The following is a 21,413-nucleotide window of genomic DNA, read 5'->3' as shown; positions in this document are numbered from 1 at the left end:
TATGACGATACAAGATAATAAAAAAGATCTTAAGTTATCTCATCGAAGAGGGATAGCAAGGCTTGCAGCGGTACAAGCACTATATCAAATCGATATTATCGGTTGTAGTACAACGGAGATTATCTCAGAGTACGAAACGTATCGATTTTGTGCAGATACGGAGTTAGATGTAGAAAGTGTTTATTTGCATGTTGATTTAGAATGGTTTCGTGTCATCATCCATGGTGTGATGGATAGAAAACAACATATTGATTTATTAATTTCCTCTTGTCTTACAGAGAAATGGAGCTTTTCTAGGTTGGATATGATTTTATGTTCTATTTTAAGGGCAGGTGTCTTAGAGTTAATCGAATGTCATTCCGTCCCGGTAGAGGTAATTATTTCTGAATATGTTTGCATAGCGCATGATTTTTTTTATGGAGATGAGCCCAAATTCATTAATGCTGTTTTGGATAAGGTATCTCGTAAAGAGGAAATCAAGAGAAGCGGTTGTGTTTCTGCTATCACTCAATAAATTACCAGTTTGTTTTTTCTTTAGCCTCGACCGCGGTATTGTGGGACATCTTGATTAGGCAAAAATACTCCTTCTGGAGGCGCAGAAGTTTGCCAAAATATATCAATAGGAATACCTCCACGAGGATACCAATATGCACCAATCCGCAGCCATTTGGGATCAAGGATTGTTACTAGTCTTCGTGCAATGTAAATGGTGCAATCTTCATGAAATGAATGATGATTTCGAAAAGATGCCATAAATAATTTGAGAGATTTTGATTCTATCAACCAATCTTTTGGAATATAATCTAGGATCATATGCGCAAAATCTGGTTGAGAAGTAACAGGGCATAGTGAAGTAAATTCTGGTATTGTAAATCTTACAACGTAGTTTAAATTTTTGTTTTGGGATGGAATTCTTTCCAACAATGCTTCATTTGGATCGTCGCAAGGTTTTGCTTTTCCTCCAAGAATAGATAATCCGTTTAAAGTGATTTCAGACATTGATTTTTATTTTCCTTTAATGGTACGTGAATTCCATGGGTCACTTCATTTGCAGGTTCAATATGTATAGTGATGATAGCCTGACCAATATTTTCTTCTAAGGATCTTTCTAGTTTATTGCAAATTTTATGTGCATCGAGAACGATCATATGCGAATCTACAACTAAGTGAAAATTTATAAAAAAAGTTGCGCCAGCCTGTCTTATTTTTAAATCATGGATTCCAATTGATCCAGAAGCATTGAGGGCAATGATATTCTTTATTTTTTCTAGATGTTCTGGTTTAACTGCGGCATCCATGAGATTCTTTATGGAAGATGATATCACCTTGCAACCTTGATATAAAATATTGCAGGCCATGAAACAAGCTATAATAGAATCTAGTACCGTATATTCTGTTATCAGCACTAAGAGTAATCCGCACAGAACACCTGCAGACATCACCACATCTGCAACAAAATGTTGTCCATTTGCCTTGAATGCTGCAGAATGATTTTTCTCTCCAGAGTAAATCAGCCATTTTCCCCAAAATAAGCTAATGATATTTGCCATAAATCCAATGAACAAGCCCATTATTGAAAAATCATTAGAAGGAGAATGAGACATATTGTGCCATGATTCGTAGAGTATTATCAACGCGATATTAGTCATCAGCAACCCTTCTACGACGGCTGCAATATATTCTGCTTTCTGATGTCCAAAAGGATGAGTATTGTCTGCTGGACGATATGCATATTTGAGTGTGAAATACGATATAATTGCTGTTATAATATTCACTATGGATTCAAGTCCATCAGATAGTAATGAGATAAATCCGGTAACATACCATGCAATAATTTTTAAGGCAGTAATGGCTGCGGATATTGGGATTCCCCATAGCGCCATCCGTATCATATTGTTTTGATCATCAACTTTCATTTAAGAATCTTATTTTTTAGACATGTTCATACATTAGTAGCATAAATCATTAATGAATTGAGATCAAATTATACACTAATTGATATATTCCTCCAAATATCTTTGATACTTATTTTCATTAACATTTGATTGATTAAAGTACTTGAACAATATCAAGCGATACCTTATTTCATGCTTTAAAAAGTAAATAAGATATTATATGGTATCGAAGCATCATTTTCTATGGAAGCATTTAATAACGTTTAAACGATTAATCAGTTCAATTTTATTTTGAAAAGTAGTTTTTTAAAGAAGAGAAGAGAAATCGTAATGTTATAATCAGAGATTTTCTTTTTCAAAATTTCTTTAAGAAAGAAGTGCAATTTATTTGTTAGGCGATGATTTATGCGATTATCTCATTCGCTTGTTTATAGGATTTGATATTGTGTATATTTTGATTGTTTGACGTTGATTTCATCAATATTGTTTTTTGTTATGTTAGGATCATTATATTTTCTGTAGTAAGCATTTCAGTAGTTCAAAGAGAAGGGTTCTTAATAATGTATAAAATATTAGCTGTATGCTTGTTTTTAACAACATTTTCAATTAGTTATGCTAGAGATGCCGATTCTTGTACGCCAGTCCGTTTTGCGGACACGGGGTGGACTGATATTGCCGCTACAACAGCTATGACTTCAGTGATTTTGGAAGAGATATTGGGCTACAAGACTAATATTAAATTGCTTGCAGTACCGGTTACTTTTAGATCATTAAAGAACAAAGGAATAGATATCTTTATGGGATATTGGTATCCATCTCTTGAAAAATTTATTGCTCCATATCTCGAGGAGGGATCAATTAAATTAGTGGCGGAAAATCTTCAAGGCGCAAAATATATGCTTGCAGTCAATGATGTAGGATTTGCCCTTGGTATCAAAAGCTATCAGGATATCGCAAAGTATAAAAAAGAACTTGGTGCTAAAATTTATGGTATTGAGCCTGGTAACGAAGGCAATCAGCGTATTTTGGATATGATCAACAATAATAAGTTTTCTCTTAAAGGTTTCCGTCTAATAGAAGCTTCTGAACTCGCTTCTTTTTCTCAAATTCGGCGTGATCAAAGAAATAATATTCCTGCAGTATTTTTAAGTTGGGAACCTCATCCTATTAATTCTGATCTTAATATACATTATCTCCCTGGTGGGGAAGAAATTTCTGGATTTGGAGAAGCATCTGTTTATACTGTAGTGCGTTCAGATTATCTGGATAAATGTCCTAATATCAGTAGATTGCTTAAAAATATTAAGTTTTCTGTTGCATTGGAAAATGAGATGATGAAATTGATCTTGAATAATAAGCAAGATCGGCAATTCGTGGGAAGAACAATGCTTCGTACTCACCCTGATCTCTTGAAGAATTGGCTAATAGGAGTTACGACATTTGATGGGCAAGACCCTTCTCGTCAACTAGAGAGATTTATGAATAATTAACTTTCCCAATCGTTGCTTACATTGTATCGTAGTACTTGGGGATTTTATTGTATGGCAGATAGGATGAGAAATTGAGTCCAATTATTCAGGCGCCTATCCCTTTAGGGGATTATTTGCAAGAGTTTTTTGTGTGTCTTACTCAAAACGGAGAGTGGTTTTGTAATATTCTATCATTTATACTTCTTAAAGCTGTGAATCTTGTTTTATTTGTTCTGCAATATTTACCGCCTCTGGTATTCGTTTGTGTGGTATCTTTGTTGGTACTGATGGTCAAGCGTTCTATAACTATCGCAGTTGGTACTGCTATGGGTTTGTTGTTGATCATTAAGCAAGGATATTGGCAGGAAACAACAGAGACTTTATCTTTGGTATTGGTTTCTACTTTTATTTCGATGTTCATAGGTGTTCCGCTTGGAGTTTTAGCGGCTTGGTATCCAAGATTCTACTCTATCATACGGTTATTTCTTGATTCTATGCAGACTATTCCAACATTCGTTTATCTTATTCCAGCATTGGTTCTTTTTGGTTTAGGAATGGTGCCGGGGATAGTTGCAACAATTGTGTTTTCCATTCCAACTTCCGTTCGATTAACTCGACTGGGCATTATTTCTACACCCCCAATACTCAAAGAAGCAGCATGTGCGTTTGGCGCAACGCCTTTTCAGGTATTTCGTAAAGTAGAACTTCCATTTGCTATTCCACAGATTGTAGCGAGTTTGACTCAAACAATTATGCTTTCTTTGTCAATGGTTGTAGTAACTGCGCTTGTTGGTTCAAATGGATTGGGAGTGCCTGTGTTGCGTGCTCTTAATACAGTCGATATAGGTAGAGGTTTTGAGTCGGGTCTGTGTATCGTTATTCTAGCAATTATATTAGATCGTTTGTTTAGTATTCCAGATCCAAGGGATAGGATATGAATGACTGTGCAGTAAAGTTTCGTGATGTCGATATTGTTTTTGGGGAGACTTCAAACAAAATCCGGAAGAGGTCACGGTATAGCATCAAGAAACATGATAAAGTTTCTGAGTATGGTATGGTTTCCGCGGTTATTAAGGCTAATCTTGAGGTTAAAAAAGGTGAGATTCTTGTATTAATGGGTCTTTCGGGAGCAGGAAAATCTACTCTATTGCGTTCTATTAATGGATTAGCTCCTGTAGTACGAGGTGAGGTATTAGTTGATACGGATAAGGGATTTGTGAATCCATATGCCGCAGATGCAAATGTTTTGCGTAAATTGCGCATGCATACTGTTTCTATGGTATTTCAACAATTTGCGTTGTTACCTTGGAGAACAGTTGCTCGTAATGTTGAATTGGGATTAGAATTTCTTGATATTCCTGATGTAGAAAGAAAATCTAGAGTTGCGGAGCATCTTGAAATTGTTAATCTGACTAAATGGGCTGATTGTAAAATTAATATGTTGTCGGGGGGCATGAAGCAACGAGTAGGTTTTGCGAGAGCATTTGCTACGGGTGCTCCTATTTTGCTCATGGACGAGCCATTTTCATCTTTAGATCCATTGATCAGGATGCGTCTTCAAGATGAATTACTGGCATTACAAAGAAAGTTAAAAAAGACAATTGTTTTTGTGAGTCATGATATTAACGAGGCTTTCCGATTAGGCAATCGTATTGCTATTATGGAAGGAGGGCGTATTATACAATGTGGGACACCACAGGAAATTATTTTACATCCAGCTAATTGTTATGTATCTGAATTTATACAAAAATTAAATCCTATTACTGCCCTTGTTGCAGCTGATGTTATGCGTGTTTGTTCTATAGATGATGAATCGAATATTGTTCATAAGATATCTCGACAGATGCCTTTGATAGATATTATTGATATGGTAGCTGATAATCTAGGCAAAATTGGAGTTGTCGAAGATGATAGAATCGTTGGTATTATTACTGCCATAGACATTGTTAGAGGTCTTTCTTGTTGTAGGAGATTTTCTTGATATAAAGGAAAAGACCACGTATTTTGAATAAGTAGTGTAGTTGGTGTATTTTTATCGAGTACGTTCTCAAAAAACCCTCTAATATAGTGAGTATAACACTGGAATGGTCGATCAAGGGGTAAGAAGCTACTTACAAATGTATATCGCATTGCTGATTAGGAGTTATGTTAATCCAACTTTTTGTAAGGCATAGTAGGTTAATGAATATGCTGAGATTGGTGAAATGCTTAAATATGTAGAGTTGAATACATCGATCTTAATAAGATTTCAGGTATTCTACTATATGGTGATCTACAAATACATATTGGCTTGTTCGTATCTTTAAAAACCACATTGTGGAGAACATGATAGGAAGGATGTCTTTGAGACGTGAGTACGATTACAAGTGAATAAATTCTTATTTTTTGGGCTAAAGCTAGAATAGCTCAGAAGAAGAGGGGAGTAAATCTTGTATTGAACTGGCAAACTGGACAGTAATATTGACAATTTGCTAATTCAATTAATCTTCTTAGCCGAACACTAGACAGTATGATGCGAATCCACTTGATTCTCCAATTATTTTTTAGATTCATGTGCTGGACTATAGTCCTAGAACATCCATTCATTGTAACGATTGCCGCTTTATTTCAATGCTTTTTTAGGATGATTTTGACGGCTCAATCCTATTGCAAGCCTGATCCTTGTTGATATTCAGTGACTGATGGACAATAAAAAGGGGAGCGTATCTTGGATTCACTGAGATACCTGAGGTATCTCGTTCATGATTCTGGATAGGTTGCTCATTTTTAGATTCAACTGCGGTCATTGCCTGCCGGACTTCCAATCCCTCTTTTACTTTCGCCTTTACTTGTGTTTGGGATTCTTTTTCTTCGATGCGTTGATTATATGGGTTTCTATACCTTTAGCAATCTCCTTGTCTTCTTTTCAGCTTCTGCTAGCTGTTGTTGTGGTACCTTTTTTGTCTTTATGCCCGCTTCTACTAGTTTTCTAAATCTATGTATATTAGAGAAGTGATTATTAATCTCTTGATATTCATTGAATCAATCCCTTTATCCATTAGTGCTTACTAGTAACAAATGCACTTCTAGGCAGTAAATAATTTATCATTAGTTGATTTTATTCAAGGGTTACACTGTATTTAAATTATTTCGTTAGTTAAAAACCGATGGTTTGTGGAATATGGTTGAAGGGTTGCTCTGCCTGATTACTTTACTCATCAGTGGCTTTCCTTAACATTCACTTAAATTTGTAGATAGTAAAAACCAATTCTGTAAAGAATTGGCGGTAGGAACGTTTAATACCAGTACTTGATTAATAGTACCCAACATGGCGGACGAACAGCCAATCATAGTGGTTAATATTTTCCAAGACATATTATTGATTTCACTCTGAATCTTCATAGACGTGCCACTCATATCTGCACGAATATTTGCAATTTCCACACGATTATTTGTAATCGCTTCCTTTAAATTTGAATCCTTTGTCGACTTTATCACTTAGTTTTTTTTTATCGTTTTTTTCTAAGAGAATAATGCGATAATCTTGGATATTTTTAATTTCCTCTGGTGGTAGGTTGTCTATTTGATTTTAGATTTTTCGCCACCATGCCATAATACCGTTCATGAGTTATTAAAAGTATCACTAACTATACTCCTTAGATAGATTTGTTATTCTCCACACGCCTGTTTTAGGCTTAACTTGGCTGGAAAGTAAATCAAATGTTCCAAATATTAGTTGGACCTTCAAAAGGATAATCAATCACTTTAAGTTTTTAATAAATATTATTCAAAAATAAATAAATTTATTGATAATATCATTGTGCATGTAGAATCGAATAGTTAATTTTATATTGATAGGATCTTGTAATGTTTTTACCTTTTTTGATTGCTTTTCTTGTTTCTATTTCACTTATTCTTAAACAAAGAAAAATAAGTTATATCCTTCTATTAATACTGTTTATTATAACTATTTTGTTATTTAAATATCATGCAACCAATAATATTAATTTATCGTTTTAGTTAGAGAATTATGATAAAAACACTGTCTTCAAGAAAATTTATTTCTAATCTCAATATTCTAGGGTTATTAGGAATATGTGCAGTATTAATCGTTGCATTCTATTATCAAATTATATTGCATGAAATACCATGCCCACTATGTTTACTACAACGAGTAGGAATCATCATGATAGGCATAGGTTTTCTATTTAATCTTATTTCTGGTATTAAGCAGCGTCACTATAGTATAATGATCCTTGGTGCTATCACCACATGTATTATCGCAACCCGCCAAGTGTTAATTCATATTCTGCCAGGTGATCTTGGATATTCTATCCCAGTCTTCGGTATGCATCTTTATACTTGGTCGCTAATTTTTTCTTTAGTTATCATCCTATTTATTTCTGTACTAATGTTGTTTGATACTGCTGAAATAAAAGTAGCGAAGTCTCCTGTCAGAGAAATAGCGATTTATCTATTTGTGTTTTTAATATTCGCTAACTTTATATCCACAATACTGGAATGTGGATTAACACAATGTTTTGATAATCCAACGTTTTATCAATTATTAAATTAAAATCTAATGTATTGTTAATTGAAAGTGCGCGGTTCTCGTATAAATTAAGCAGCAGGTAGTAGCTTAAATTAATCATGATGGTGGATAATAAAAATCCTATGGTGAACTACAGAGTTGGGAACTAGGAGCATAAAGATGTGGTGGTTTTTTCTTTTACGAAGGAATTGAAGGTAAAGAACCTAGTTTTGAGCGAATCACTTTATCTGCGGTGCTAATTAGGTGTAAGATAATTGACAAAACGGTTTTGTGGAACGGAAAACAATTTCCCCGTTTCAATTTTTTGTGTGGCACATAAGAATGAGATTATTTTTGCAACTTTTTGTGGATGTGGGACAGTATTCGGATCTTCTGCAGGCATAGCTTTTGCTCGCATGGAAGTGCGAGTGGGTCCAGGATCTATATTTATGACGCGTAATGCAGTATTGACTGTTTCTTTGCTCCAAGTACGTGCTAATGCTTCTATTGCTGCTTTAGAAGCAGAATAAGCTCCCCAAAGTGGGCGACATTTATAAGCTGCTCCAGATGAAAGAATAATAGCGCGTCCGCAATGCGATTTTTTAAGCCAAGGATCAAAACTGCGCATAATATTCCAGTTTGCCATTACATTAACTGATATAACATCTGCGAAAGATTTTTCTTTTATTTGCCAAATAGGACTAATGGATCCTAGAATTCCTGCATTAGCTATTAAAATATCTAGTTTGCCCCAGCGTTTTGCAATGTATGTTTTGGTTAATTCAAGAGCATTGCTATCTCTTAAATCAAATGCAAAAATATCTATTTTCTTATTAATTTTTTGTAGAGCATTTTTTAGTTTTTCTAATTGACTAATACTACGACCACAAGCGATGACATATGCACCAGATCGTGCTAATTCTAAGGCAGTATAATAACCAATACCACGAGATGATCCTGTAACGAGTGCTAAGCGATTGTCGAGATTGACATGAATCTCGGAATTATTTTTAGATTCACAATCTATCATGAGCTGATAATCAACGATAATTCTTCATCGTTATGTTGAGATTGCTTATCTACAAGGGGCGTTGGGTAATCTCCTGTGAAACAGTGATCAGCAAATGCAGGATTTTGAGGATCGCGTGGTATACCGCAAATAGCATTATATAAACCATCTACGGACAAGAATCCTAAAGAATCAACTCCTATAAAGTTACACATTTCTTGTGGAGAAGAACATTTATTAGCTAAGAGTGCAGTGGGATCTGGAATATCTATACCATAAAAATCAGGGTATAATACCATTGGGCTAGCTACTCTAAGATGTACTTCTGAAGCACCTGCACTTCGTATCATTTGTACAATTTTAACAGATGTAGTTCCACGAACGATTGAATCATCAATAAGTACTACGCGTTTCCCCGCAAGGATTGTCCGATTTGCAGAATGTTTTAATTTAACACCAAAAGCACGAATATGATGAGATGGTTCAATAAAAGTACGTCCTACATAATGGTTTCTAATAATGCCTTGTTCAAAAGGAATGCCACTTTCTTTTGCATATCCTATAGCTGCAGGAACTCCCCCATCTGGAATCGGTACGACGATATCAGCAATAACAGGAGATTCTTTTGCAAGATTTTTACCCATATTTCGGCGGGATACATAGATGCTTCTTCCACTGATTATTGAATCAGGTCGGGCAAAATAAACATATTCAAAAATACACATGCGTTCAGGGGATGTAGAAGGATTTTTATAAGAATCAATGGAAATAAAACCATCTTCTTGTAGTTCGCATACAATGGTTTCACCGTTTTCTACATCACGGATGTATTTAGCTCCCGTGATCTCCAGAGCGCATGTTTCGGAACAGAAAATGGGTTTTCCGTGTAACTCGCCCATGATTAATGGACGGATTCCTATCGGATCACGTGTTGCTATTAATTTAGTACGTGTTAGGGCAAGCATCGCATATGCACCTTGTACATGCCGTAAGGAATCAATAAAACGATCGCAGGAGCCATTTTTTTGAGAGCGTGCAATTAGATGTAGGATAACTTCTGTATCAGAAGTAGATTGAAAAATAGCTCCACTAGAAATTAGTTTTTTTCGTAAGGTTAAACCATTTGTAAAATTTCCGTTGTGTGCGATAGCAATTCCGCCTACTTGAAGATCTGCAAACAATGGTTGTACATTTCTTATGATTTGGTCCCCCGTCGTGGAATAGCGGACATGCCCAATAGCCATATTCCCCGGCAATAAAGATAATGTTTCTGGCTTTGTAAAGTGATCTCCAACTAATCCTAAATGTCTTTCAGAGTGGAACTTATTTCCATTAAAAGATATTATCCCAGTAGCCTCTTGTCCACGGTGTTGAAGAGCATGTAATCCAATAGCAGTAAGGGTTGCAGCATCTGGATGTCCAAGGATTCCAAATACTCCACATTTCTCGTTTATCTGCTTGTAATTGTTTCGCTTAGAACACATGGATTTCAAAGGGATATTCCTCTTTTTTCTATAGACTCAGGAAGTAGTTATTCTATTTTGCGGTGCTAGCAAATATTCTTTATTATAAAAGGAGAGAAATTAAGTCATGCCATTTTTGATATGCATTATCGCTAACTGATGATAAGAATATTTTATACATATTAAAAATAGACAACTTTATTATAATAAGATATCAGCATTTGATAGCAAATTTATTATACGTTACGACGACGGTACTGCTCCTTAAGTTCATTGAACGATTGATTGTAAGCGTGTTCCCATTCTGTCCAAGGCTTTTTTGGATATAGATTTTTGAATCCATGCTGGTTCTCTGCTTTCGTGTACGATTAAATTCCAACAGGAAGTGGTGATGATAAGTAAAAATAATCCTCGCACCCCTCCAAAGGCACATCCTAATATTTTATCCAGTAATACGGAACGAATACGAATCGGCGTGCTCATTATCTTTAATAAGATTGATACAACCGTTAATATAATCAAGAATAATGGTATTATTGTCATTATTATTGCTACTTGCTTGCTTTTAAAAAATTCTGATACTCTTTCCAAAAGCATTGGATATAGATAGCGGGTCATTATGGCGGCAACGATCCAGTTAGTTAAAGAGATCATTTCACTAAATATTCCTCGTGCCATCGCCAACATAGATGAAATCGATATGAATCCAAAGCAAAAAATATCAAAATATGTTATTCCCATGGTGAATTTAAACTCCTAGTTTTATGCACAGTTTTTTTGTCCTTTTTTTGAAGAGCAGTGATTTTTTTGACAAGATCACTAAGATTTTTGATGTATTGCCGATCAAGCATACCGATTTTGCATTCTCCTTTGGCAGATTCTGGAAATACTCCTGATAAAAAACCAATTTTTTCTGCTTCTTTTAATCGTTGTTGCATATGTCCAACAGCTCTGACAGATCCCGATAAACTCACTTCTCCGAAGTAGACAAAGTCACTGGGTAGAGGTATGGATAATATAGATGAAATTAATGCTGCTGCAACGGCAACATCGGCGGCTGGTTCTGATATACGGTAACCCCCTGCGATGTTAAGATGAACATCGTGGTTTCCAAACTTGATATTACAACGCGCTTCTAATACAGCTAAAATCATCGCTAGGCGAGAAGAATCCCATCCAACGACAGTGCGACGAGGCATTCCAAGGGAAGTAGGAACAACTAAAGATTGTATTTCTACTAGAAGAGCACGAGTACCTTCTATTCCTGCAAAGACCGCTGTTCCTGGGGATGTTGAATCTCGATCTGATAAAAATATTTTAGAAGGATCAGAAACCTCCTGAAGTCCTTTGTCAGACATTTCAAAGACACCTATTTCGTCTGTTGGCCCAAAACGATTTTTGACACTGCGTAATATACGATAATCATATTGTGTATTGCGTGTACCACCTTCAAAATACAAGACTGCATCTACCATATGTTCAATAACTCGTGGTCCTGCGATCTGTCCTTCTTTAGTAACATGCCCAACTAATACCATAGCAACACCATTCTTTTTTGCATATTGAATCATTGCTTGAACACTCGTGCGTACTTGTATAACTGTTCCAGGAGAAGATTCTGCTGTTTGACTCCATAAAGTTTGTATGGAATCTATAATGACAAGATCGGGTTTTTCATTGGTTATAAGAGTTGCTATAATATCTTCAACATTTGTTTCAATAGCTATGTAGACAGAGCTGTTAATAGTATTTAATCGTTGCGCGCGTAACCTAATTTGCCCAATGGCTTCTTCACCAGAGACATAAGTGATGCGGTGTTTTTTATATGCTAAAGATGCGGCTGTTTGCATTAGCAGTGTGGATTTTCCAATCCCTGGATCTCCTCCTACTAGTATGACTGATCCGCGTACAAATCCTCCTCCTGTGACACGGTCGAGTTCATCAATATGGGTTTGAATGCGTGATTCTTCTTCTATTGATTCTTCTGATAACATAAAAAGAGAGATAGAGTGACCTTGTTTAATTGTTTTGCTAAATCTTTGATCGCTTTCTTTTCTGGAACTATCCTCGATGATGGTATTCCATGCATTACATGAATCACATTTTCCAATCCAACGCGAATGGATTTCACCACAGGATTGACAAAAGTATTGAGATCGTATTTTTACCATTTATCGACCTATCTTAAAATTTTCATGTCAACGATTCAGATGAGTTACATCGCTTATAATCTTTTTTATGTATAAAATTTTGCATAACGCGTTCCAATTCTCACAAGAAGATCATAATTAGTAGTTCCAGAAGCAAGGGCTACATCATCTAATTTTATATCAGGTCCAAAAATCTGGATATAATCTCCTACTTCTATGCTAAGAGAATCGGTAATGTCAAACATTGTCATGTCCATTGTTATTTTCCCTAAAATGGGAACCATATAACCTTTGATAAATCCTTTCCCTCCTAGAAATACAGATGGACTGTGTTCTGAATCTAATCCAGAAAGGGTTAAAGGATAGCCATCGGCATATCCAATGGCTGCAACGGCTATCAGACTATCGCGTGTTAATTTTTTTTGTCCTCCATAGCTAACTAATTCTCCTGCCAATGCTTTGCGGATGAGAATAATACGTGCTTCTGCAGTGACAACAGTTTGCATAGGATGCGACTTATTGATTTTATCAGTTCCGCCATATAGGGATATTCCAGGGCGAGTTAATTGAAAATGATAATTTGGACCGAGTAAAATTCCTGATGAAGAGGCTAAACTTGCTTCTATTCCCTTATAATGTGAGATAAGAGTACGAAATCTTTCTAATTGCACAGAATTAACATGAGAACTCGGGTCATCAGCACAAGCAAGATGACTTATGATGAGAGATAACTGACCTAATTTTTTATTAAAAGAATTGTGTGTAAAATCTAATGCTTCTTGTAGAGAGAGTCCTAACCTATTGAAGCCTGTATCAACTTGTAAAGCGTAGGGATGTGAAACGCCACAAGACATTAACTTTGAATAAAAAGTCAGTTGAGGAACAGAAGAGATAACAGGTATGAGATTTGTGTCAAATATAATTTTTTCTTGTCCTGGATGTATACCATATAAAACAAAAATTCTTGCTTGTGGGGTATATAGACGAAGTTTTACTCCTTCTTCTACACTAGTCACAAAAAAATCTTGCACTCCAGCATTGTAGAGGGCTGGAGCTATCTTTTCACAACCCAACCCATATGCATTGTCCTTCACTACTGCTGCTGTTCGTGCGTTACCAGAAAGTGCATTCATACTATGCCAATTATTTTTCAGGGCTGTAAGATCAATTTTAAGTCTTAGAAATTCATTTGAATGCATAGGATAATTCGATACTTGATGAAAAACAGGGAATTGTTATGCAGAATCAAAATGTTCACCAGTTTGATAAGACGAATCAGATAATGCGGAAAAGCGTGTAAATTCTGCTTGAAAAGCAAGGGTAACCGTTCCTGTTGGTCCATGACGTTGTTTGGCTATAATAATATCGGCAATGCCTTTTACTCTTTTAAGATCTTCCTGCCACTTTGTATAAGCAAGAATATCATCTTTGTTTGTAGGTTCTTTGTTTCTGATATAATATTCATCGCGGATGACGAATAGTACTACGTCTGCATCTTGTTCAATGGAACCAGATTCACGTAAATCAGAAAGTTGAGGGCGTTTATTATCACGATTCTCTACTTGTCGAGAAAGTTGTGAAAGCGCAATGATAGGTATATTAAGTTCCTTTGCCAGAGCTTTTAATGCCATGGTAATGCCTGTGATTTCCAGAACACGATTTTCTTCAATTTTTTTAGAAGTAGTCATTAGTTGTATATAGTCTACAATAAGAAGATCAAGTCCTCGTTGACGTTTTAATCGACGTGCACGTGTCGCTAATTGACTCATGGAAATACCACCAGTTTGATCAATGTATAGTGGTAATTTTTGCATTACCTGAGAACAAGCAACAATTTTTTCGTAGTCAGGTCGCGTCAATTCTCCTCTGCGTATCTTTGAAGAAGGAACTTCTGTTTGTTCAGAAATAATGCGGGTAGCGAGTTGTTCAGAAGACATTTCCAAAGAATAGAATCCAACAATGCCACCATTAATAGTTTTATAAGATCCATCTGTTTGTAGTTCTGCTTTATATGCATCTGCAACATTATAGGCAATATTCGTTGCCAGTGATGTTTTTCCCATACCTGGGCGTCCCGCAATAATTATGAGATCGGAACGTTGTAATCCTCCCATTTGTTTATCAAGCGTTTGAATTCCTGTAGAAACTCCGGCGAGTCTTCCATCTCGATTAAACGCTTGTCCAGCCATATCAATTGCGACTGTCATTGCATCAGAAAATGTATGGAATCCCCCATCGTATCGTCCATTTTCTGCTAAATGAAATAGTTTTCGTTCTGCTTCTTCAATTTGGATTGAAGGGGATTTATCAAGAGACGCTTCATAAGCGGCATTCACCATTTCTTCACCAATAGTGATGAGAGTACGGCGCAGCGCTAATCCATATATTATTCTTCCATAATCTTCGGTATTTATTATTGAAACTGCTTCGGAAGCTAGACGCGCTAAATACTGTGGTACTGTTAGCTCTCCTAACATATCTTGATCAGATAAGAAAGTTTTAACCGTAACGGGATTAGCTGTTTTTCCCATGTGAACCAACTTACCCATTATTTCGAAAATTTTCTGGTGAATCGCTTCGAAAAAATGCAACGGTTTTAAGAAATCTGATACTCGATAAAAAGCCTCATTATTCACAAGGATAGCTCCTAAAAGAGCTTGTTCTGCTTCAATGTTATTGGGAGATTCACGATATTGAGAGGAATCTTCTTTTGGAATAGATAAAATGATATCCTGAGCTGTATTAATCATTTTCTAGTTTCCAATATTGTTGAGGTGTCTACATTAAAAAACACATCAATAAAACGATCCATTGGTAAATTTTAAGAAAAGGAAAGGAATCCTTCAATACCAATCCCGCCCTACAAAATGACACTCCTAATTCCCCTCAAGGACGAATCTAACTGTGTTTCCTTATTTATTATGAGGAGAAAGAACTTCTTAAGGGTTATCAATGGGGAGAGGGGAAAATCAGCTTAGTATTTCTTCCTCATGCTCTCCTAATATGTCTTGTTTTACCATCTCTTCGGTAGAGCGGGCGACGTTTAATGTAATGGTAGTAGAAACGTCAGCGTGGAGCGATATCATTATATTGTGTATTCCGACTGATTTGATAGGTGATTTAAGATTAATTTGCCCACGGTTAACATCAAATCCTTCTTCAATTAATAAATCAGCTATATCGCGACTTGAAACTGACCCATAAAGATATCCTGTATCCCCTGCAGCGCGGATTAAAGAAAAATTCTTTTTCGCTAAATCCTTAGAAATTCCTTCGTATTTTGCCTTTTTTTCAAGATTTGCCGCCTCTAAAACTGAACGCTGAGACTCAAAAAGAATTTTGTTTTCTTTATTAGCCCGTAAGGCTTTTTTCTTGGGCAAAAGATAATTGCGTGCATAACCGTTCTTAACCTTGACTACTTCCCCCATAGGTCCAAGATTTGTTACGTTTTGAAGAAGAATTACCTCCATTATTTTTTTCCCTTTCTTATTTTTCTGCGTATCATACATTCTGCATTATGAAAATCATTTTCTTAAAAACTCTCTAAGAAGATCCCTTACAATAGAATGACATAGATAAGAAGTCCATCGCAGAGATCAATACTCTTGTTTACAGGTGCTGACATGGATGCACGTAATTATATTACCACTTTGCAATAACACACTTCTTTTTCCTGCGTATAAAAATTATTTTGATACAAAAAAATACCTTTCCTCGAAGAGAAAGAAACATAAAGACCCCATGTCAGCATGTAGAAACCACTTTAATATATTTTATACTGAGAGATATTTTACGCTGTTTTTAAATCATACTCAAACAGTAACACTCCAAACGCAAAGCTATAATCAATACTAATGCATGAAGAAATACAGTGTTCTCCAATTTTTGGACAATCTTCTTAGAGATTTACATAGGCAATTAGCCCAAGATAGCGTGCTCGTTTGATCGCTTTGGCAAGCTCACGCTGCTTTTTATGGGAAACAGAAGAAATACGAGAGGGGACTATTTTCCCGCGTTGAGATAAAAATCGATTCAAAAGACGAATATCTTTATAGTCGATGCGAGGTGCCCCCTTGCCAGATAGAGGGCAAGATTTGCGACGATGACTCACGTTCCTACGCAATAAAGGGGTAGGTGCAACTTCAGCCATTTTTGATAACTCCTATGATAAAGGTTTTTCTTCGCTAACATGTTGCTTACGATCCACGTTTCGATCTCTAGGGAACCGGTCGTTTCTATCGTCGCGATCATGTCTTTGTATTGTTAGAGTTGGTGACTGTTCGTGAGAATCAACTAAAAGCGTAAGAGAGCGTAAAACATTCTCATCAATACGCATCTTTCGCTTCATTTCATGAATAGCAGCAGGAGGAGATGCAATATTCATGAAAACGTAGTAGGCTTTGCGATTTTTACGGATTCGATACGCAATGGTTCGCATTCCCAATTCGTTTACAAGACGAACCTCGCCACCATTTTCCTGAATCAAAGATTGATACTGCCCAATTGTATCCTTAATCTGTTGACTCGAGATATCCTGTCGCAAGAGGAAAACATGCTCGTATAGTTTCATACTTAATAGCCTTTTCTAGCGTTTTTATTCCAATTTTTTCTTTGTTCATCATATACATTTAGTACAATAACGAAAAGTTCGGATCTTTCCCAAAAACTCTGCTATTTTCTTGCAAAAAATGTCAGTGAATACAACTAAAATACCCGTTAAAAACAGGACGGTACATGCATTTATTGTAAAAATCAAGGGGCTCTCAAACTTTATAATGTTCAATATAGGCAGATTAACAAGGCGCGTAAGTATTGGAGATTGTATTTGATGGTATATCTTTTGTTACTCGTTCTAATGATTCATGATTAATTTCAAATATTTGAAGAACTTAATTGGACAGTTTATCATTGCTTGTTTTCGAAGAATAGGAGGATAAGGATTGGCTGTGAACAGATTATTTTTTAAAATATTTTTGTTCTAATCATGGTAGAATGCTTAAAGTAAATGTAAGAAAACTCGCTGCTTGTTTACTCATGTTCATTTGATAGAGATCTAGGATATTTGAGATGCCAATTCCAAGCAGATTCTATAATATCACGTAATTTATATTTTGGATTCCACCCCAAAATTTTCTTTGCTTTTTTATTATCGGCTACAAGGGAAGGGGGGTCTCCTATGCGTCTGGATTCGTAAGTGATAGGGAAGGCACATTCATACATTGATTGGATAGTAGAGATAATTTCTTTGACCGTGATTCCTGTCCCAGTTCCAAGATTGATAGCTATACTATCACCTTGATTTATCAAGTATTCTAATGCCATTATATGGGCGTTAGCTAAATCGAGGACATGAATGTAATCACGCAAACAAGTCCCATCCCTTGTTGCATAATCTTGCCCAAAAACTTTGAAACTATTTTGATAACCCATGGCTGTTTTAATTGCTAATGGAATAACATGAGTTTCAGGATTATGCCATTCTCCAATGATGCTATCCAATGTTGCGCCAGCTGCATTGAAATATCTAAGTACAACAGATCGTAATCCATTTACTTTATTATGTTGTAGTAGTTCTCTTTCTACTACGTATTTCGTGTATCCATAAGGTGTTATTGATTCTTGTGGATCATTTTCCGTGATGATCGTGTTGTGAGGTATGCCGTATGTTGCGCAAGTAGAAGAAAAGATAAATCTTCTTACATTTGATTCTATAGCGGTTGCAATGAGATTAAAACTACCCTTAATATTAATTTCATAAAATAAAGAAGGATTTTTTACAGATTCACTGATGTTAGTTAAGCCTGCAAAATGCATAACAGACGCTGGTTGGTACTTGGCAAAGACTGCGCGAAGATTTGTATAATCGCAGATATCTACTTGTTCTAACGGTCCCCATAAAACAAATTCAGCGTGCCCACTTGATAAATTATCCAATACAATGGGTAAAAAACCTCTTTCGTATAGGACGCGACAAGTATGGGCACCGATGTATCCAGCTCCTCCAACAACGAGAACATTTTTGTTTTCCATGATAGTAACGATCTATTGAAATCATAACCCTAAGTAAGGGGGAGATGAGGCGTTAGGTAAAAACTTCACACTTGAATTTTAGACAAAACATTTAAAGAATGCTTATTTCAAATAGAATATTATAGTTTGCAAAAATGCTCGTGCCATCGATTACCTTTTAGAGGTAGGATCCATGGCAATGTTTGTATTTTTTACCACTTCCACAAGGACAAGGATGATTGCGTTTAATTTTGCTCGTTTTGCAGACATTGGGGGTATCTAATTCATTTTCTTTTTGAATGACAGGTCCGTGATCATTTTCTGCTATATAAGGTAGCGAATTGTTTAGCTCTTGATTATTGATGTTATTCGGTTCAATACGTGCAATCTGAGAGACAACATCTTTCCGCAAATGAGTAAGTAATGTGTTAAAAAACCCAAATGCCTCAGATTTGTATTCTTGTAATGGATCCCGCTGCGCATATCCACGAAATCCTATGATAGATCGTGAATGTTCAAGTCTTGCCATGTGTTCGCGCCAGAAAGAATCTAAAGTATGGAGGAGGATATGGCGTCCCAAGGCCTGCATTTTTTCTGTGCCGAAGGAATTTTCTTGATCTTCTGCTATCTTATCAGCTTTGGCAAAAATCCTTTTGGACATTTCAGTATGATCTATGCCGTTGTCATTACGCCATTCTAATACAGGAAAGTGGATTCCAAAAATTTCATAAATTTCAGTTTCCAATTTTTTAATATCCCACTTTTCTGGATATGAGTTGTTAGGGATACATTTTTCAACGATATTATGTAGCGTGTCATGGCGCATATCGGCAATAATTTCTAAGATATTTTCCGTATCAATTATTTCAAGACGTTGTTCGAAAATGATTTTACGTTGTTCGTTGAGGACATCGTCATATTTAAGTAGATTTTTTCTTGTTTCAAAATTGCGTGCTTCAACTTTTTGTTGGGCACGCTCAATTGCCTTATTAATCCACGGATGAATGATAGCTTCTCCCTCTTTTAATCCTATTTTGCGTAAAAAACTCTCCATGCGAGGTGAGCCAAATATACGCATCAGATCATCTTGAAGCGATAAATAAAATTTCGATCTCCCAGGGTCACCTTGACGTCCTGATCGCCCACGTAGTTGGTTGTCTATTCGTCTGCTTTCGTGGCGTTCTGTAGATATTACATAAAGCCCTCCTGCAACAATAGCCTTTTCTTTAAGAGACTGGACTTCCTCCTGAATCATTTTTATACGCTTATTTCTTATTTCTTCATCGGAAATATTAGCCAGCTCATGTTCAATGCGCATAGCAACATTTCCTCCGAGTTGAATATCAGTACCTCTGCCAGCCATATTGGTCGCAATAGTGACTGCACCAGGAATGCCAGCTTGAGAAATGATATAAGCCTCTTTTTCATGATAGAGGGCATTGAGAATTTGAAATTTTGTAAATTTATGCTTGCGAAGTTGGCTAGCTAGATACTCCGATTTTTCTATTGAAGGCGTTCCTACAAGAACAGGTTGTCCTTTTTTATGAGAATCTATAATTTCCGCAATGATGGCAGCATATTTTTCTTCAGAAGTTCGGTAGATTTCATCATGTTCGTCAATACGAATTACTGGAACATTGGTGGGCACTTCGATGACGTCTAAATTATAAATGTTGGCGAGTTCTTCAGCTTCTGTAGATGCTGTTCCAGTCATTCCTGATAATTTACGGTATTTCAAAAAGTAGTTTTGAAATGTAATGGAAGAGAGAGTTTGGTTTTCAGGTTGTATTTTTACCCGTTCTTTGGCTTCCAAAGCTTGATGCTGTCCGTCAGAATACCTTCTTCCTGGCATCATACGCCCAGTAAACTCGTCAATGATGACAACTTCATCGCGGTTGACTATATAATCTCTATTGCGAAGGAAAAGTGTATGTGATTTAAGCGCATTATTGATGAGATGGACAATGGCTACATTTTCAAAACTGTAAAGTCCTCCTGATTTTAGAAGGTTTTCACCATGTAATAGCTCTTCTATTCTTTCGGTCCCTTTTTCAGAAAAGTGGACTGTGCGTTGTTTTTCATCGATTTCGTAATCAGAAGGATGTAACTGAATAATAATTGAATCAATAGTTCTGTATAAATCAGAGTGATCTTCCACTGGGCCTGATATAATGAGGGGCGTGCGTGCCTCGTCAATAAATATGGAATCCACTTCATCAACTATCGCAAAATTGTGTCCACGTTGTACCATATCTACGCGCCTATATTGCATGTTATCACGCAAGTAATCGAAGCCAAGTTCGTTGTTAGTGATATATGTTATGTCGCAGGCGTAAGCAGCGCGGCGTTTGTCATCAGAGAGATCATGGAAGACAACACCTGTTGAAAGCCCAAGAAACTTGTAAATAGCAGACATAGTGTTGGAATCTCTGCGAGCGAGATAATCATTAACAGTGACGACATGCACACCTTTCCCAGATAACGCATTCAAATAGACAGGAAGAACGGCTGCTAAAGTTTTTCCTTCGCCGGTTTTCATTTCTGCTACACAGCCCTTGTGAAGTATCATTCCTCCTAAAAGCTGTACATCAAAAGGGCGCATACCTAAGGTGCGACGAGCAACTTCACGTACTACGGCAAATGCGGGAACTAATAGATCGTCCAGTGTTTCGCCATTGTTGATACGTTCTTTGAATTCTGATGTTTTATTTGCAAGGGAATCATCGGATAGATGAGAAATCTCCTTCTCAAGCTCGTTAATTGCAATAACCTTCGCATAATAGGGTCGCAAGCGTCGTTCATTAGAAGGAATGAGTAACTTGCTTGCCAGCTTTGCTAGATGACTGAGCATGAAAAATGTTTTCCTCTTCAGAAGAATATCCCGTATTATGAGATTGTTATTACTTTA

General features: G+C 36.3%; 20 protein-coding genes. 6 read left to right on the top strand and 14 right to left on the bottom strand.

Going from position 1 to position 21,413, the window contains the following annotated elements; genetic code table 11:
* The first annotated feature begins 1 nt into the window (after position 1).
* Positions 2-514, top strand: a complete 513-nt coding sequence (gene nusB / locus CD16_RS01095; RefSeq protein WP_012778564.1) for a transcription antitermination factor NusB — start codon at positions 2-4, stop codon at positions 512-514.
* Positions 515-534: 20 nt separating this feature from the next.
* On the opposite strand, the gene queF is transcribed toward nusB, so the two are convergent.
* Complete coding sequence (queF, locus tag CD16_RS01090) at positions 535-999, bottom strand: preQ(1) synthase (RefSeq protein ID WP_012778563.1); 465 nt, start codon at positions 997-999, stop codon at positions 535-537.
* On the bottom strand, positions 981-1,916 hold the full coding sequence (locus CD16_RS01085; RefSeq protein ID WP_012778562.1) for a cation diffusion facilitator family transporter: 936 nt from the start codon (positions 1,914-1,916) through the stop codon (positions 981-983). The genes queF and CD16_RS01085 overlap by 19 nt, the downstream gene beginning before the upstream one ends.
* 539 nt (positions 1,917-2,455) lie before the next feature.
* Between CD16_RS01085 and CD16_RS01080 the strand changes: the two genes are divergently transcribed.
* From CD16_RS01080 to CD16_RS01070, 3 genes are all read left to right on the top strand, one after another.
* On the top strand, positions 2,456-3,385 hold the full coding sequence (locus CD16_RS01080) for an ABC transporter substrate-binding protein (RefSeq protein ID WP_012778561.1): 930 nt from the start codon (positions 2,456-2,458) through the stop codon (positions 3,383-3,385).
* A gap of 71 nt (positions 3,386-3,456) precedes the next feature.
* A complete protein-coding gene (locus CD16_RS01075) occupies positions 3,457-4,302 on the top strand; it encodes an ABC transporter permease subunit (protein WP_012778560.1) in 846 nt (281 codons plus the stop codon).
* Positions 4,299-5,345, top strand: coding sequence for an ATP-binding cassette domain-containing protein (locus tag CD16_RS01070; RefSeq protein ID WP_012778559.1), 1,047 nt, complete (start codon positions 4,299-4,301; stop codon positions 5,343-5,345). Before CD16_RS01075 ends, CD16_RS01070 begins: the two co-directional genes overlap by 4 nt.
* Positions 5,346-6,574: 1,229 nt before the next feature.
* On the opposite strand, the gene CD16_RS01060 is transcribed toward CD16_RS01070, so the two are convergent.
* Positions 6,575-6,841: a hypothetical protein gene (locus CD16_RS01060; RefSeq protein WP_012778558.1), complete on the bottom strand. Its 267-nt coding sequence runs from the start codon at positions 6,839-6,841 to the stop codon at positions 6,575-6,577.
* Between the two features lie 369 nt (positions 6,842-7,210).
* On the opposite strand from CD16_RS01060, the gene CD16_RS05950 reads away from it, so the two are divergent.
* On the top strand, positions 7,211-7,363 hold the full coding sequence (locus CD16_RS05950) for a DUF5993 family protein (RefSeq protein ID WP_041186033.1): 153 nt from the start codon (positions 7,211-7,213) through the stop codon (positions 7,361-7,363).
* Between the two features lie 10 nt (positions 7,364-7,373).
* Positions 7,374-7,919, top strand: a complete 546-nt coding sequence (locus CD16_RS01055; RefSeq protein ID WP_015452339.1) for a disulfide bond formation protein B — start codon at positions 7,374-7,376, stop codon at positions 7,917-7,919.
* Positions 7,920-8,130: 211 nt separating this feature from the next.
* On the opposite strand, the gene CD16_RS01050 is transcribed toward CD16_RS01055, so the two are convergent.
* The 11 genes from CD16_RS01050 to secA all read right to left on the bottom strand — a co-directional run bounded on the left by CD16_RS01050 (position 8,131) and on the right by secA (position 21,356).
* Entirely contained in the window at positions 8,131-8,904 is a 774-nt protein-coding gene (locus CD16_RS01050) for an SDR family NAD(P)-dependent oxidoreductase (RefSeq protein WP_012778556.1), read from the bottom strand.
* Complete coding sequence (gene purF / locus CD16_RS01045) at positions 8,901-10,367, bottom strand: amidophosphoribosyltransferase (protein WP_012778555.1); 1,467 nt, start codon at positions 10,365-10,367, stop codon at positions 8,901-8,903. Before purF ends, CD16_RS01050 begins: the two co-directional genes overlap by 4 nt.
* A 249-nt stretch (positions 10,368-10,616) precedes the next feature.
* The gene (locus CD16_RS01040; protein WP_012778554.1) at positions 10,617-11,087 is read right to left on the bottom strand and encodes a CvpA family protein; all 471 of its coding nucleotides are present in this window, start codon (positions 11,085-11,087) and stop codon (positions 10,617-10,619) included.
* Positions 11,078-12,517, bottom strand: a complete 1,440-nt coding sequence (gene radA, locus CD16_RS01035) for a DNA repair protein RadA (protein ID WP_012778553.1) — start codon at positions 12,515-12,517, stop codon at positions 11,078-11,080. The genes CD16_RS01040 and radA overlap by 10 nt, the downstream gene beginning before the upstream one ends.
* 65 nt (positions 12,518-12,582) lie before the next feature.
* Entirely contained in the window at positions 12,583-13,695 is a 1,113-nt protein-coding gene (gene alr / locus CD16_RS01030; protein WP_012778552.1) for an alanine racemase, read from the bottom strand.
* Positions 13,696-13,731: 36 nt separating this feature from the next.
* Positions 13,732-15,246, bottom strand: a complete 1,515-nt coding sequence (locus CD16_RS01025; protein ID WP_012778551.1) for a replicative DNA helicase — start codon at positions 15,244-15,246, stop codon at positions 13,732-13,734.
* Positions 15,247-15,465: 219 nt separating this feature from the next.
* The gene (rplI, locus tag CD16_RS01020) at positions 15,466-15,966 is read right to left on the bottom strand and encodes a 50S ribosomal protein L9 (RefSeq protein ID WP_236301217.1); all 501 of its coding nucleotides are present in this window, start codon (positions 15,964-15,966) and stop codon (positions 15,466-15,468) included.
* A gap of 428 nt (positions 15,967-16,394) precedes the next feature.
* Entirely contained in the window at positions 16,395-16,646 is a 252-nt protein-coding gene (gene rpsR / locus CD16_RS01015) for a 30S ribosomal protein S18 (protein ID WP_012778549.1), read from the bottom strand.
* A 12-nt stretch (positions 16,647-16,658) separates the two neighbouring features.
* The gene (gene rpsF, locus CD16_RS01010; RefSeq protein ID WP_012778548.1) at positions 16,659-17,066 is read right to left on the bottom strand and encodes a 30S ribosomal protein S6; all 408 of its coding nucleotides are present in this window, start codon (positions 17,064-17,066) and stop codon (positions 16,659-16,661) included.
* Between the two features lie 458 nt (positions 17,067-17,524).
* Positions 17,525-18,526, bottom strand: a complete 1,002-nt coding sequence (gene galE, locus CD16_RS01005; RefSeq protein WP_012778547.1) for a UDP-glucose 4-epimerase GalE — start codon at positions 18,524-18,526, stop codon at positions 17,525-17,527.
* A 157-nt stretch (positions 18,527-18,683) separates the two neighbouring features.
* Complete coding sequence (gene secA, locus CD16_RS01000) at positions 18,684-21,356, bottom strand: preprotein translocase subunit SecA (RefSeq protein ID WP_012778546.1); 2,673 nt, start codon at positions 21,354-21,356, stop codon at positions 18,684-18,686.
* Between the last annotated feature and the right edge of the window lie 57 nt (positions 21,357-21,413).

Source organism: Candidatus Liberibacter asiaticus, assembly GCF_000590865.3.
In the GTDB taxonomy this organism is placed as follows: Bacteria; Pseudomonadota; Alphaproteobacteria; order Rhizobiales; family Rhizobiaceae; genus Liberibacter; species Liberibacter asiaticus.
This window is presented reverse-complemented; position numbering and strand designations above follow the sequence as displayed.